At 70.7% G+C, this 14,202-nt stretch carries 8 protein-coding genes; 3 read left to right on the forward strand and 5 right to left on the reverse strand.

Annotated elements, in window-relative coordinates; all coding sequences use genetic code 11:
- The 3 genes from FOZ76_RS26225 to FOZ76_RS26235 are packed head-to-tail and all read right to left on the reverse strand — an operon-like array spanning position 1 to position 5,465.
- Positions 1-1,203 (reverse strand): glycosyltransferase family 4 protein, encoded by a 1,203-nt coding sequence (locus FOZ76_RS26225; RefSeq protein ID WP_143951223.1) that lies wholly within the window; start codon positions 1,201-1,203, stop codon positions 1-3.
- A 4-nt stretch (positions 1,204-1,207) separates the two neighbouring features.
- Positions 1,208-4,420 (reverse strand): glycosyltransferase family 4 protein, encoded by a 3,213-nt coding sequence (locus tag FOZ76_RS26230; RefSeq protein ID WP_143951224.1) that lies wholly within the window; start codon positions 4,418-4,420, stop codon positions 1,208-1,210.
- A gap of 1 nt (position 4,421) precedes the next feature.
- The gene (locus FOZ76_RS26235; RefSeq protein WP_143951225.1) at positions 4,422-5,465 is read right to left on the reverse strand and encodes a hypothetical protein; all 1,044 of its coding nucleotides are present in this window, start codon (positions 5,463-5,465) and stop codon (positions 4,422-4,424) included.
- A 156-nt stretch (positions 5,466-5,621) separates the two neighbouring features.
- Between FOZ76_RS26235 and FOZ76_RS26240 the strand changes: the two genes are divergently transcribed.
- Entirely contained in the window at positions 5,622-7,004 is a 1,383-nt protein-coding gene (locus tag FOZ76_RS26240) for a glycosyltransferase family 4 protein (RefSeq protein ID WP_143951226.1), read from the forward strand.
- Positions 7,005-7,007: 3 nt separating this feature from the next.
- Positions 7,008-8,126 (forward strand): glycosyltransferase family 4 protein, encoded by a 1,119-nt coding sequence (locus FOZ76_RS26245; protein ID WP_143951227.1) that lies wholly within the window; start codon positions 7,008-7,010, stop codon positions 8,124-8,126.
- A gap of 92 nt (positions 8,127-8,218) precedes the next feature.
- On the opposite strand, the gene FOZ76_RS28250 is transcribed toward FOZ76_RS26245, so the two are convergent.
- Together FOZ76_RS28250 and FOZ76_RS26255 are read right to left on the reverse strand one after the other, a co-directional pair.
- On the reverse strand, positions 8,219-9,475 hold the full coding sequence (locus FOZ76_RS28250; RefSeq protein ID WP_143951228.1) for an ABC transporter ATP-binding protein: 1,257 nt from the start codon (positions 9,473-9,475) through the stop codon (positions 8,219-8,221).
- Positions 9,476-9,491: 16 nt separating this feature from the next.
- On the reverse strand, positions 9,492-10,298 hold the full coding sequence (locus FOZ76_RS26255) for an ABC transporter permease (RefSeq protein WP_143951229.1): 807 nt from the start codon (positions 10,296-10,298) through the stop codon (positions 9,492-9,494).
- Positions 10,299-10,555: 257 nt separating this feature from the next.
- Here FOZ76_RS26255 and FOZ76_RS26260 point away from each other — a divergent pair, with 257 nt between their 5' ends.
- Positions 10,556-14,137 (forward strand): indolepyruvate ferredoxin oxidoreductase family protein, encoded by a 3,582-nt coding sequence (locus FOZ76_RS26260; protein WP_143951230.1) that lies wholly within the window; start codon positions 10,556-10,558, stop codon positions 14,135-14,137.
- The last annotated feature ends 65 nt before the right edge of the window (positions 14,138-14,202 follow it).

Consider the following 14,202-nt stretch of genomic DNA (forward strand, 5'->3'; position numbering starts at 1 on the left):
TTAGCCCTGGCCCGGCGGCGGCGCCGCATCGGCCAGCGCGCGCGCCATGATCCGGTGCGCGGTCTCGCGCCAGCGCGTGATCCGGTACTCGGCGGCCACGCGCGCTTCGCGCGCGCGCAGCAGGGCCTCGTCCCGGCTGTAGGCCAGCATGCGGTCGGCCCAGGCGCGCACGTCGTAGGGGTCGATGTCCTCGGTGAGCCCGGGGGCGATCTCCGGCACCGACCCGGCCGAGGAAGCCAGGCACAGCTTGCCGTAGGCCAGGCTCTCGGCCACCGGCAGCCCCCAGCCCTCGTAGATCGACGGGAAAACCGTGAAGAGGCAATGCTGGTACAAATGTGCGATATCCGCGTCCGAGGCATGCGGCAGGATCATGATGCGCCCGCGTACCTGCGGGTCCTGCTCGAGCGAGGTCAGCAGATCGTCGACGCGCCAGCCGCGCATGCCGGCGAACACCAGCAGCGGCAGGTCGTGCCGGCCGCGCGCGCGCAGGTCGAGCAGCGCCCGATACAAGGTCTCGTGGTTCTTGCGGATCTCCAGCGTGCCCACCGTCAGTATGTAGCGCTCGCGCGCCAGCGCCTGCACCTGCGGCGCCGGCTCGACCTGGCTGGCGCCCGGCAGCTCGTCGCCCAGGCGCACCAGGGACATCGCCGGCGCGGCCATGCCGATGTCGCGATAGAACTCGAGCGCGTCGCGACGCGTGCGCTCCGAGATGCACACGACGTGCTCGGCCACCCAGGCCAGATCGGTCATGTAGCGTGCCGTGCCCTGCTCGATGTGCTTCCAGTAGAAGTGCGGAAACAGGATCGGGATGAGGTCGTAGAGAATGCCGAAGACGCGCAGGCCCTGATCGCGCTTGGCGGCATACAGTGCGGCCCAGCGCTCGGGCGTCTGGTCCGCGCTCAGGCAGAGATAGCGCTCGCCCGGTCCGAAGCGGATCGGCGCGCCGCCCGGCCGCCAGGCCGACACGGTCTGCTCGATGGCCTCGCCCAGCGGCGAATAGCGCCGTGCGAGCACCGCCCGCGCCTCGTCGTGCGGCATGGCGTGCCAGACGTGCGCCTCGGTGTCGTAGACACAGAAGCGCACGGCCTCGGGCGCGTGCTCGAGCACCCAGCGGCAGCATTCCTGCTCCACGCGGGTGATGCCCGAGGGCGCGCGCCGCCAGTTGAAGGACGCGGTGACGTCGATCCACAGCCCTGCGCTCATCCCGCTATCCTCCCGCCGCACGGCGCTGTCGTCGAGCCACCGCCTGGCGCAGGCGGAACGGCAGCTCGGTCATTTCCCAGCGCCAATGCTGCGGCCCGGGCAGGTCCCTGGGGCGTGGCGGACGCGCGCGGCCGAGCAGCTCGACCAGACGCCGCCGAAAGCCCGCCCAGTCGTCCTCGATCACGACGCGCTCGCTGTCGGTCCAGGCGTCCAGGCGATGCATGGCGCTGCGGGTGGCGAGCACCCAGGCGTCCGTGGCCAGCGCCTCAAGCGACTTCTCGGCCACGCCGCTGTCCTGCACGTCGGGCAGGCGCGGCAGCACGATCACGTGGGCGTAGCGCAGCAGTGCGGCCTGCATCAGCACGTCGACCTCGCCGAGCAGGCGCATGCGCGCCTCGTTCACGCCCCGCCAGCGGAGGAACTCCGGTTCGGCACGCAGGGCATCGGCGAGCGCGCCCGCCACCACCAGCGTGGCATCGGGCGGCATGAAGGCGAGCGAGGGGCCGAGGAAGGCCAGGAATCCCGCACGCGCGCCGGCGTCGTCGCCGCTCAGCATCAGCGCGTAGGGGCCGTCGGGCAGGTGGTCGCGGCGAATCAGGGGCAGGCGCGTCTCGTCCACCTCGGGCAGGCCGCCGCCCGAGCCGATGACCGCGACGCGGTCGGCCGACGCGCCGGCCGCCACCAAGCGGCTGCGGGCGTCGGCATCCGTGCACAGCACGAGATCGGCCTGCTGCAGCAGCTCGCGCTCATGTCCGGCCACCTCCTCGGCCACTGCCGGCGGGACGGCGGGCGGCAGGCTGGCGCGTTCGAGATGCGCCGCCGAGTGGACGATGGCGGGCCGGGCCTGGGCCTCGTCGATGCCGGCCAGGGCCTGGCGCAGCAAAGGCCAGGCATAGACATCCTCGAGCAGGACGAAGTCGTAGCTCTGCGCCTGCAGCCGCTCGGCCAGCCGCAGCGCGATATCCGCGCGCTGCGCTGCCTGGGCCACCGGCAGGCCTTCGCGCAGGCGGCGCGGCCAGGAGGCGTGGACGACGCCCGGCAGGTCCAGGCGCCAGTCGGTCTCGTCACCGCCCGCTGCGCCGTCCAGGGCGACGCTCAGGTGCAGGGTATCGATTGCGATCTGCGCGTCGCGGGCAACTTCCAGCATGCGCCGCGCGCGCTCCTCGGCCCCGGAACGCGGCTCGCGCGGCGGGTGGGCGCGCAGGGACAGACCGCGCAGCGGCCCATCCACCTGCGGCGCCGCGACGACGAAGTCGACGGGGATCTGGCGCGCCTGGGGCTGCGGATGGTTGCGCAGCAGCAGCGCGGCGTAGCGCGCCAGCTCCGCGCGGCTCGGCGCCACGCCGGGCCGCGGCTGGCGCGCGAGCGCGGCGCGCACCGCCCGTGCGCGGCCGGCGGCGGAGCCGCATGCGCTTCGATAGGCGGCCTCGATGGCGTCGCGATACAAGCCCGCCACGCGCTGCGGCGCGTGCTCGGCCAGCACATGGTCGCGCGCGCGCCGGGCCAGCTCGGCACGCTGCGCGGGATCATCGGCAAGCCGGCGGATCGCCGCGCCGATCTGCGCGATGGCGCAATCCTCGTCCAGACGCAGCACGGTATCGGGCGGCAGCTCCGCTGCCGAGCCATGCGCATTCACGATGAGGGCGGCGCCGTGGGCCATCGCATCCAGCACCGCGCGCGACGTCTCGCCACGCGAGCCGGTGCGCAGTTGCACGGCAATGTCCGCCGCGGCGAGGTAGTCGCGATAGACCTGCGGCGTGGCGAACCCCGTCATGCGCACGCTCGCCGCGGCGCGTACGCGCGCCTCGAGCGCCTGGCTGTACGGGCCATCGAACTGATGTCCGCCCACCAGGGCGAGCACACCGCGGCGTACGCCGCTGCCGAGCCAGGCCTCGACCAGCTCCCGGCTCAGCTTGGCCGCGCCGGCATAGCCGAAGGAACATACCAGCAGCGCGTCCTCGGCAAGGCCGAGGCGGCGCCGCGCGGCCGCACGCGCATCCAGCCGCGCCGGGCTCTGGTGCGCCAGCGGCACGACATCGAGCGCGCAGGGCAGCGCCGGGCCGTACCAGCGCTCGGCCAGTGCGCGCGCATGCGCCGAATGCACGATCACGCCCTGGGCCTGGCCGAACACTTCGAGATTGGCCGGATAGCGCGCCAGCACCGCGGCCTCGCCTTGCGCCCGATACTCGCGCAGGGCGGCATAGCCGTGCGAGCGCAGCAGCGCGCGCCAGAGCGCCATCGGCACCAGCCCGCTGTGCTGCGCGTAGCCGTAGAGATGGCCCAGGTAGAAGTCGTGCAGCACCACGACCCCGGGCACCAGCCGCAGCAGGCCGACCATCTCGCCATGAAAGGGCGAGTTGCCGACGTGGTAGAGCACCCGGTCGTAGCGGTCGGCGTGTTCCAGGAGCCAGGCAGGATCGCGCACGGCGTGCTGGACGGCATGGGAAGGTTCGGGCGCGGGCCCCGTGGGCACGAGGTCGATTTCGTAGAACTCGGCCAGGGCAGGCAGCAGCTCGGCACTGTAGTCGGCGATGCCGCTGGCGGCGGGCGGCAGGGGCGACACGTACGCCAGGCGCGGGCGCGCGGGCGCCGCCGCGGGGGCGCGTGGCGCTGCCGCATGGCGCAGCAGGGCCTGGCCGAGCGTCTCGGCGGCCTGCGCCACGGCCGCCGGCAACTCATGCGCGGCGAACTCGTCGTCCGCCTCGATGACGCAGCCCGGCACGGTATACACCGCGTCGGCGCGCCTGAGTTCCACCAGCACTTCGCGGCGCCAGGAACGGAACTCGGCGCGCGTCGATTGCGGCAGCCCGGCCGGCAGCAAGGCCAGCGTGGGAACGTCGAAGAGCTGGCGGATCGAGACGACGCCATCGTCGTCATAGCCTTCGGCCGCGTTGAGCAGCAGCACCGCGTCGGGCGCGAGCGCCTGCAGCCGGCTCTCGCGCGCAAGCCGGGCGGCCTGCCGGCGCCAGGTGGCATCCGCGTCGCGCGCGGCGCTGGGCACCGGCGCATCGAACCAGGCCAGGCGTGCATGTCCGCCGGCCAGCGTCAGCATCTGCGGCTCGGACGCCGCGCCCAACCCGCGGTGCAGCAGCAACGACACCTCGTGCTCGACGCCGAGCCGCGGCAGCAGCTCGCGCAGCAACGCCACGCACCAGGCGCCGGCGGGCAGCGTCAGCGTCGCCGACTGCAGGGCCTGGGCATCGATGACGAGGCGCATCTCAGCCCCCGCCGGCCCGGCGGCCATGCACGGCAAAGCGGCGCGGCCCGAAGAGCCAGCGCTCGAGCCGCTCGAAACCCGCGCCGGCCTCGGCCGGCAGGCCGTCGTCCGCGTCCGCGGCGTAGCGCAGCACGCTCACTTCGCCATAGCCGGCGTCGCGCACGCAGCGCTCCATGAGCGGCGGCGTCCAGATCGGCGCACCGGCGGCCTCGACCACCAGCCGCCCGGCCACCACGGCATTCTCGGGATTGGCGTAGGCCAGCACCAGCAGCCCGTCGGGGCGCAGCGCCTGGGCCGCCGCATCCAGCAGCGCATCGAGTTCCGCCCGCTGGAGCGCGCCTGCCCCGGCAGGCGCCACGACGGCGGCCAGGCTGCCCGCGGTGAACGCCCCCAGGCCCTGCGCCCAGTCGCTGGCGAAGCCGGCCGGCAGCAGCACGCCGCGCGGCTCGCCCACGCCGGCCTGCGCCGCGAGCAGATGCTGGAAAGGCGCGAGCTGCGGCTCCGCCTCGGGCCCCAGGAACGCGTCCAGCGCTTGCGCGGCGAGCCGGCATGCCGGTGCGAGGGCGGGTGCTGGCACCGGCGCCGGCAGGTCGGCTTGTGCAAACGCCTGGCGCGCCGCGACGCGGCGCATCTGCGTCAGCCCCTGGCGCAGCTCGGCCGACGTGGCGCGCAGGCGCCGTTCATGGGCGTAGAGGGTTTGCGCGTAGCGCGCCTGCAGGTCGGCCACGCGGGCCAACCGTTCCTCCAGCCGGGCGGCGTCGGCCGCGCGTTCGCGCTGCAGGCCGGGCTCCAGCAGTGCGACGGCCTGTTCGAGCTGCACCAGCCGGGCTTCGAGCGCCTGGCTCGCCATCTCGGCGCGCTCCGTGCCGGCCTGCGCTTGCGCCAGACGCATTTCGAGCGTCTGACTGCGCTCGGACAGCGCATCGATCTGCTGCCTGAGCTGCGCACGCCATGCGCTCAGCGACCAGACGCCACGCAGGCCGGTGAATACGTTGCCCAGCACCGGCAAACGGCCGATGCGCCCTTTCCAATCCGAACGCGCCACTGAAATCCCAAGGTTGTCGATTCGAAGCCAGATTCTAAAGGACACATCGCAACCAGGACTTTTCCCCTAAAATCCAACGCTTTGCCTTGCTCGCGCACACGCTCGCAAGCGCTCTTCGCGCCACCGATCGCGGCGCATCCTACGCCCCGGGAACGCATGTCATCCGCAATTCGTCGCAACATTCTTTTCGCCGGTTTCGAGTTCCAGCAGAAACTGCAGCGCGGCATCTACCTCTATACGAAGTCGCTGATCTCGGCGACCAAACGGCGCGGCCACCGCAACGCCATTCTGACGGAAACCCGTGCCAGCGACGACGCGCGGCCGCTGCTGAGCAACATCTACCATTCGCTGAACGATCCGAACCGCATCCGCGTATCGCCTCGGCGCATGCTGTATCGCTATGGCACGCTGCGCTGGCTCAAGCGCCATCACGCCGCCAAAGTGGCCAACAATGCCAGCATGACCACCGAGGAGAACCTCTGGTTCCTGCGCGACGTGGACGAGTTCCTCAATGTGCCCTACGTGTACGACACGGCGAGCATCGTCAACCGCCTGGGCTTCGAGCGCCCGCTGGATCTGGGCTTCTGCGGCGACTACGGCTACGACACGCTGTTCACCACCTCCCCCTTGCAGGTGGCCGCCGCGAACCCGCGGGTGAAGGTGGTCCAGACGGTGCACGATCTGATTCCGCTCGAAGTGACCACGCACTACGAACGCACCGACGTGTTCTACCGGCGCCTGAAGGCCTGCGCCGAACGCGCCGACCTGCTGCTCGCGGTCTCGGAATACACGCGCAGCCGCTTTCTCGAAATATTCCCGCAGGCGGCCTCGAAGATGCACGTGGTCTACCAGCCGCTACCGGCCGACGCGCATGCCCTGCGCCTGAGCGAGCAGCCGCTGGTGCAGGCCGCCGTGCTCGAGAAGTTCAACCTCAAGGCGGGCGAGTACTGCTTCTACGTGGGCGCCATCGAGGGCCGCAAGAATATCCACCGCCTGATCTCGGCACACTCCATCGTCACCAAGAACGACGAATTCCCGCTGGTGCTGGCCGGCTACGTGGACAAGGAATACGCTGGCGCGCAGAACCTGTCCAAGGTCTTCGCCAAGGCCTATGAAGATCCCGACGGCGCCTACGGCGGCGGCAAGGACGACGGCGGCGCGCGCCAGTCGAAGAAGCTGCAGAAGGCCCGCTATATCGGCTACATCACCGAAGTCGAGAAGCTCTGCCTGCTGCGCAACGCGCGCTTCTTCGCCTTTCCCACCCTCAACGAAGGTTTCGGCATCCCGGTGCTCGAAGCGCAGACGCTCGGCTGCCCCGTCCTCACCACCAACGTCTCGTCGCTGCCCGAAGTCGTGGGCGACAGCGCGGCCCTGGTGCAGGACCCCTTCAACGTGGAGGAGATCGCCGTGGTCATGAAGCGTCTGCTGGAAGACGGCGCCTACCGCGCCTCGCTGCGCGAAGCCGGCCTCGTCAACGCGCGCCGCTTCAGCAACGAGACCTTCGCCGACAACGTGGACGCGCTGCTCGCGCGCCTCTGAGCCATGCGCGTCGGCCTATCCACCCGCGCCATCGAGCCCGCCCTGACGGGTGGCATCGACGGCATCGGGATCTATACGCAGGCGCTGCTCGCCCACCTGCCCGCGGAGGGCATCGAGGTGCAGGGCCAGGTCTATGCCGAAGGCCCCGCCGACGCGGCCCTGCGCTACAGCCGGCGCTGGCCGCACGCCTACGGCTGGTATGTCGGCGGCGAACTGGCCGGCCTGCGCCCGCGCGTGCGTCCGGCGGCCGGGCTCATGCACTTCACCGACCACCGCGTCGCGGCCTGCGCCACGCCCAGCGTGGCGACCGTGCACGACGCCATCCCGCTGCGCTACCCGCAGTGGGTCTCGCCGCGCCTGCGCCGCCTCAAGAACTACGCCATGCGTCGCATGGTGCGCCAGGCCGATCTGTTCATCGCGGTGTCGCACTATGCCGTGGACGAACTGCGCGAGGCCTTCGGCCTGCCGGCGGACCGCATCCGGGTCGTGCCCAACGGCATCGAGTCGGAATGGCTGCAGCCCATGCCCGCCGATGCCGCCGCGCTGCGGCGCGACAGCGGCCTGCCGGCCGACGGCTACTTTCTCTTCGTCGGCACGCTGCAGCCGCGCAAGAACGTGGACCGCATCCTGGACGCGCACGCGGCGCTGCCTGCGGAAGTTCGACGCCGCCATCCGCTGGTGGTGATCGGCAGGCCCGGCTGGCGCTGCGAACACACGCAGGCGCGGCTGCAAGCGCTGGGGGCGGGCGGCGAGGTCGTCTGGCTGCAGGGCCTGCGCGAACGCGCCGCCTTGCGCGCCGCCTATGCCGGCGCACTCGCCCTCGCCTTTCCGACGCTGTACGAAGGTTTCGGCATCCCGGTGCTGGAGGCCTTCGCCTCGCGGCTGCCAGTGCTCACCTCGCGCGTCGCTTCGCTGCCGGAAGTGGCCGGCGATGCCGCACTGCTGGTCGATCCGACACGGGTGGACGAGATCGCCGGCGCCATGCTGCGCCTGGCCGAGGATGCCGCGCTGCGCGAGCGGCTGAGCGCCGCCGGCCATCGCCGCGCGCAGTCGTACACCTGGCAGCGTACGGCCGCGGCAACCGCGGCCGTGTATCGCGAGCTTGTGCCGGGCCGGGGCTGAGCCGGCCACAGCGCAAGCCCGGCCAGCCCCGCCTGTCGGGGCGATAGCGAGTCAGCGGCCGCGGTCTGCCGGGCAGCGGCCGGCGAACACGATCAGGCGGCCCGGGAGCTGCCTTCGTCCGCGGGCGCCACGCAGACGCTTACCGGCAGGGCGGCCACGCCGACGAAAGGCACGCCGCTGCCATGGGTGACCTCGAACACCACCGCCTGATCCCAGCGGTCGTAGTTGCCCGCGACGTGCGCGTCGTCGTCATGCAGGGCCATGCTGATGTGATAGTGGCCCACGCCCAGGTTCAAGGCTGGAATGTTGAACTCCACGCGCTGGGGCACGCCGGGCTGCAGGCCCAGATCGGTCCAGCCCTGGCGGCGCGTGTTCATGCCGTACACGTCGTAGCCGGTGCGATCGCGGATCGTCATGCCCAGCGTCAGGCCGGGCAAGGGCTCGTTGGCCAGCACGTCGATGCACAGCCGGGCCGGCTCGCCGACGCGGAACATCGGCTGCTCCACCGCGTTCACGTCGTCGGCGCCGAGGATGCGGCAGGACAGCATGCGCGCGCGGCCGTTGCCGGAGCGGCGGCCGAGCTGACCCAGTTCCTTCTCCGGGTCCCTGGCGTCCTCGCGCGCCGAGATCAGCGCGTAGTAGTAGTCGAGCACGTCGTTGGGATCGCCGTCGCGCAGCACGCCGCCTTCGCCCAGCAACAGCGCACGGTCGCACAGCGCCTTGATCGCGCCGGGATCGTGCGACACGAAGAGCAGCGTCGCGCCTTCCTCGCGGAACTGGCGGATGCGCGCGAACGACTTGTGCTGGAAGTAGGCGTCGCCCACCGACAGCGCCTCGTCGACGATCAGCACGTCCGGCTTGAAGGCGGTGGCCACGGCGAACGCCACGCGCACCTGCATCCCGCTGGAATAGGTGCGCACCGGCATGTCGAAGTAGTCGCCGACTTCGGCGAAGGCCTCGATCTGCGCCATCACCGCGTCCATCTCGGCGCGCGTGCGGCCGGTCATCTGGCCCGACATGTAGGCGTTCTCGCGGCCGGTGAAATCCGGATGGAAGCCCAGGCCGAGCTCGAGCAGCGCCGAGATCGTGCCGCCCTTGCGGATCGCGCCCTCGGTGGGCGCGGTCGTACCTGCGATCATCTTGAGCAGGGTGCTCTTGCCGGCGCCGTTGACGCCGATCAGGCCGAGCGCCTGGCCCGGCATGACGTCGAACGAGACGTTGCGCAGCACCCAGCGCAGGCGCGCCGGATCGGGCCTGCCGCTCACCAGGCGGCGCAGCAGATCCTTCTTGCCATAGGCGCTGGCATACGCCTTGCCGACGTTCTGAATGGAGAGGACGGGAGCGGACATGGCGACGTGCTTGAGCCTACAGGTAATCGAGGAGTTCGGCGTACAGGCGCTTGTACGCGAACACGGCCGCGAGCGCGATCACCGCGGCGATGCCGGCCGTGTAATACAGCGAATCGAGGGTGGGATAGGTGCCGGTCAGGAAGATCTGCTGCAGGTTGGTGATCGGCCGCACGATCGGGTTCCAATACACCAGCTCGCGCATCCAGTCCGAAAGAATCGTGATCGGGTACACGATGGGCGTGGCCCAGAAGAGCATCTGCAGCCCGATGTCCAGCGTCTGGCCGACGTCGCGAGCAAAAACGTGCAGCACGCCGGCGAGCAGGCCCACGGCCAGGCCCAGCAGCACCAGCGCCACCAGGCTGGGAATCGCCCACAGCACCACCCATCCCGGCCAGGCGTCGACCAGCAGCAGGAACACGAAGAAGAGCGCGGTGAGCACCAGGAAGTTGAAGCCTGCCACCACCACCACGGGCACGAGCAGCACCAGCTTGGGGAACTGCACTTTCTTGATGAGGTTGGCGTGCTCGAGGAACACCCCCTTGGTCCGGGTGGTGACTTCGACGAACAGCGACCAGGTGATGAGGCCGGCGCAGATGAACTGGCTGTAGGCGAACGGCGAGGTTTGCGCCCCGGGCAGGCGGGCGTGCATGACCTGAGAAAACACCAGGGTGTATATCAGGATCATGGACAGCGGCTGCAGGATCAGCCAGAGCGGGCCCAGGACCGAGCCCGTATAGCGCGCGCGCAGGTCGCGCTCGGAAATGGCCCTGATCATGCCGCGGAACTTCCAGGTCCCGACCAGCATCGTGTGCAAGCTTCTCATGGTGGCGGCGATTGTACCGGAGAGGCCTGCGCGCAGCGGCCACCACCGCGTATCAGGATGCGTCGCGAAACGGCCGGGTACACCGTCTGCTGCGCGCGCCGACTAAGGTCGATCCCGATTGCGCGCGCCCCACGGTCGCGCTACAACCGACACGACACACGAGAAACGATGCACCGCGCCCGCGCGTGCTCCGGCAGCTTCCACAAGAGGCCCGTCCGGGGTCTCGCACGGGCTTCCGCCATCCTCACGGAGACATCATGAACGCACCCCTTACGGCGGGGCAGCAAGCCGCGCTGCAAAACGTCACACTGGACGACAAGTACACGCTGGAACACGGCCGGGCCTGGATGAGCGGCATCCACGCGCTGGTGCGCCTGCCCATGCTGCAGCGCGAGCGCGACCTGGCCGCCGGGCTCAACACCGCCGGTTTCGTATCCGGCTATCGCGGCTCGCCGCTGGGCGGGCTGGACCAGAATCTCTGGAAGGCCAAGGCCCATCTGGCCGAACACCACATCCGCTTCACGCCGGGCCTGAACGAGGAGCTGGCCGCCACCGCCGTCTGGGGCACGCAGCAGGTCAACCTCTACCCGGGCGCCAAGTACGACGGCGTGTACAGCATGTGGTACGGCAAGGGCCCGGGCGTGGACCGCTGCGGCGACGTCTTCAAGCACGCCAACGCCGCCGGCACATCGCCCCACGGCGGCGTGCTGGTGCTGGCGGGCGACGACCACCCCGCCAAGTCCTCCACCCTGCCCCACCAGAGCGACCACATCCTGAAGGCGGCCATGCTGCCCGTGCTCTTTCCGGCCAGCGTGCAGGAGTACCTGGACTACGGCCTGCACGGCTGGGCCATGAGCCGCTATGCCGGCGTCTGGGTCGGCATGAAATGCCTGACCGACATCGTCGAGGCCTCGGCCTCCGTCGAGATCGACCCCGACCGCGCGCGCATCGTGCTGCCCGAGGATTTCACCATGCCCGAGGGCGGCCTGAACATCCGCTGGCCCGACACGCCGCTGCAGCAGGAAGCCCGGCTGCTCGACTACAAGCTGTACGCCGCGCTGGCCTACGCGCGCGCCAACCGGTTGAACCGCACCGTCTTCGATGCACCCGACGCGCGCTTCGGCATCGCCGCCTCGGGCAAGGCCTATCTCGACACCCGGCAGGCGCTGGAGGATCTCGGCCTGGACGAGCTTTCCTGCCGGCGCGTCGGCCTGCGCCTGTACAAGGTCGGCATGGTCTGGCCGCTGGAGGCGCAGGGCATCCGCCAGTTCGCCGACGGCCTGGACGAGATCCTGGTGGTCGAGGAAAAGCGCCAGGTCATCGAATACCAGATCAAGGAAGAACTCTTCAGCTGGATCGGCAGCGGCAAGAAGATCCCGCGCGTGATCGGCAAGTTCGACGAGAAGGACGGCGGCGAATGGGCCGTGCCCCAGGGCAACTGGATCCTGCCGGCGCACTACGAGCTCGACCCCGCCCTGGTCGCCAAGGCCATCGGCGCGCGCCTCTTGCGCTACGCCCTGCCCGACGACGTGCGCGCCGGCATCCAGGCGCGCCTGGCCGTGATCGAGGCCAAGGAGCGCGAGCTTGCGCGCCCGCGCGTGGTCACCGAGCGCAAGCCCTGGTTCTGTTCGGGCTGCCCGCACAACACCTCCACCCGGGTACCCGAGGGCTCGCGAGCGGTGGCCGGCATCGGCTGCCACTACATGGTCACGTGGATGGACCGCAGCACGTCCACCTTCACCCAGATGGGCGGCGAAGGCGTGCCCTGGATCGGCCAGGCCCCGTTCACCGAGGAGGGCCACATCTTCGCCAACCTGGGCGACGGCACCTATCTGCACTCGGGCTCCCTGGCGATCCGCGCCGCGCTCACCGCGGGCGTGCCGATCACCTACAAGATCCTCTTCAACGACGCCGTGGCCATGACCGGCGGCCAACCCCTGGACGGCGCCCTGACGGTGCCCGTCATCACCCGCCAGGTCGCCGCCGAGGGCGTGCAGCGCATCGTCATCGTCACCGACGAGCCCGCGAAGTACCGCAACGCGAAGGATCTCGCCGCCGGCGTCACGGTGCACCATCGCGACGAACTCGACGCCGTGCAGCGCGAACTGCGCGAGTACCACGGCGTCTCGGTGCTGATCTACGACCAGACCTGCGCCACGGAGAAGCGGCGCCGCCGCAAGCGCAACGCCTATCCCGACCCGGCGCGCCGCGTCGTCATCAACGAGCGCGTGTGCGAAGGCTGCGGCGATTGCTCCGACAAATCCAACTGCCTGTCGGTCGAGCCGCTGGAGACCGAACTCGGACGCAAGCGCGAGATCAACCAGTCCAGCTGCAACAAGGACTACTCCTGTCTGAACGGCTTCTGCCCGAGCTTCGTCACCGTGGAGGGCGGCAAGATGCGCAAGGCCGCCACCGGCACGCAGCAGAGCGAGGCGCCGAGCGGGCTGCCCGAGCCTGCGCTGCCGTCGCTGGCGCAGCCCTATGGCATCGTGGTCGCCGGCGTGGGCGGCACCGGCGTGGTCACGATCGGGCAGTTGATCGGCATGGCCGCCCACCTCGAAGGCAAGGGCTGTTCGGTGCTCGACATGGCCGGCCTGGCGCAAAAGGGCGGCGCGGTGCATTCGCACGTCGTGCTGGCCGCCGCGCCCGAGCGCATCCACAGCACCCGCGTGGCCATGGGCGCAGCCGACCTCATCCTGGCCGGCGACCTCATCGTCGGCACCGGCCAGGAGACGCTGGCGCGCGCGCAGGCCGGCCGCACCCACGCCCTGGTCAACAGCGACGTGGCGCCCACCTCGGCGTTCATCCACGACCCCGACTGGACGCTGCCCGGCAGCAACCTGGAGCAAGACCTGGCGAACGCGGTGGGCGGCTCGCAGCGCGTCGCGCACCTGGACGCATCCCGTCTGGCGGCGGCCCTGCTGGGCGACGCCATCTACGCCAATCCGCTGATGCTCGGCTACGCCGTGCAGCGCGGCTGGCTGCCTCTGGGCATCACCGCCCTGCGCCGTGCGATCGAACTGAACGCAACGGCGGTTGCCAACAACCTGGCCGCATTCGAATGGGGCCGAGCCCTGGCCCACGACCCGGCGCTGGCCGGCCAGCTACTGGCGCCGGCCAACGTGGTCGAGCTCAAGCGGGCGGACGAACAGGCCGTCGGCACCGCGGGCACGCGCGACGACGGCAACCTCGCGCACGTCGTCGAACGGCGCACGGCGTATCTCGCGCAGTACCAGAATGCGTCGTATGCCGAACGCTACCGCGCCTTCGTCGAAGCCGCCGCCGCCCGCGAACACGAGCGCACAGGCGGCAGCGAGCTCGCGCTCGCCATCGCGCGCAACCTCTTCAAGCTCATGGCGTACAAGGACGAGTACGAGGTGGCGCGGCTCTACACCGACGGCGAGTTCCTGCGCCGGGTCGAGCGGCAATTCGAAGGCGACTACCGGATCCACCTGCACCTGGCACCGCCGGCCTTCGCCAGGCGCGACGCCCAGGGCCATCTCGTCAAGCGGGCCTACGGCCCCTGGATGCTGAAGGCCTTCGGCCTGCTCGCGCCGCTGCGCTTTCTGCGCGGGACGATGTTCGATCCGTTCGGGCACACCGCGGAGCGCAAGGCCGAACGCGCGCTGATCGAGGAGTACCGGGGCACCATGGAGCACGTGCTCGAACGCCTGGAGCCGGCCAACCACGATACCGCGCTCGCCCTGGCCCGCCTGCCCGAGGACATCCGCGGCTATGGGCACATCAAGGAGGCCAACCTGGAACGTGCCCAGCAGCGCCGGGCGGAACTGCTCGGCGCCTTCGACATGCGAGTGATCCCGATCAACCGCGCCGCTTGAATGAAGCCCACCCCCTGCGCGCTGACGCGCGCCCCCTCAAGGGGGCGGCACTGGCGGACCGGCAA

This window comes from Verticiella sediminum (genome assembly GCF_007558815.1).
Lineage (GTDB): Bacteria > Pseudomonadota > Gammaproteobacteria > Burkholderiales > Burkholderiaceae_B > Verticiella > Verticiella sediminum.

Excerpts from the sequence above, each read along its gene's own strand:
- FOZ76_RS26225 (WP_143951223.1), bottom strand. The coding sequence starts at position 1,203 with ATGAGCGCAGGGCTGTGGATCGACGTCACCGCGTCCTTCAACTGGCGG.
- FOZ76_RS26230 (WP_143951224.1), bottom strand. The coding sequence starts at position 4,420 with ATGCGCCTCGTCATCGATGCCCAGGCCCTGCAGTCGGCGACGCTGACG.
- FOZ76_RS26240 (WP_143951226.1), top strand. The coding sequence starts at position 5,622 with ATGTCATCCGCAATTCGTCGCAACATTCTTTTCGCCGGTTTCGAGTTC.
- FOZ76_RS26245 (WP_143951227.1), top strand. The coding sequence starts at position 7,008 with ATGCGCGTCGGCCTATCCACCCGCGCCATCGAGCCCGCCCTGACGGGT.
- FOZ76_RS28250 (WP_143951228.1), bottom strand. The coding sequence starts at position 9,475 with ATGTCCGCTCCCGTCCTCTCCATTCAGAACGTCGGCAAGGCGTATGCC.
- FOZ76_RS26255 (WP_143951229.1), bottom strand. The coding sequence starts at position 10,298 with ATGAGAAGCTTGCACACGATGCTGGTCGGGACCTGGAAGTTCCGCGGC.
- FOZ76_RS26260 (WP_143951230.1), top strand. The coding sequence starts at position 10,556 with ATGAACGCACCCCTTACGGCGGGGCAGCAAGCCGCGCTGCAAAACGTC.